Genomic DNA, 349 nt, shown 5'->3' with positions numbered 1-349 from the left:
GGGGAACCCGCTCAGCGCCGCCTCTCGCCGCATCCCTGCGGCTCGCCCTGGAATCCCTCACTCGCTCAGCGGGCTGGGATGTCGCCTCAACACCCGCGCTGCAGCATCAATGCCTATTCCTGAATCATCATCGCTGTAACGCCTGTAGGGTCGCCATTCATGGCGACCAGGTAACCCAAAATCTTCAGCCTGCAAAATTTCAAACCAGATACGGTAATGACAGGCGATGGTGTTGGGCGCTATCCGCAGCGCCGAGCGCAGAGTGACGGCCAGGATGAGCCGACAGGACGTCGGCGAAAGCGCGGCATGAGCCAGGGATGGCGAATCCGCGCGGTCCGTCAGGCCGGAG

At 62.5% G+C, this 349-nt stretch carries 1 protein-coding gene; it reads right to left on the bottom strand.

Annotated elements, in window-relative coordinates:
* Positions 1-57: 57 nt before the first annotated feature.
* On the bottom strand, positions 58-349 hold a 292-nt coding region (locus AC790_RS25100), incomplete at its 5' end, for a hypothetical protein (protein WP_235440720.1).

The sequence above is a fragment of the Pantoea sp. RIT-PI-b genome (assembly GCF_001187905.1).
In the GTDB taxonomy this organism is placed as follows: Bacteria; Pseudomonadota; Gammaproteobacteria; order Enterobacterales; family Enterobacteriaceae; genus Pantoea; species Pantoea nemavictus.
Note: the sequence above shows the minus strand (reverse complement) of the source record. Positions and strands in the feature narration are given on the sequence as shown.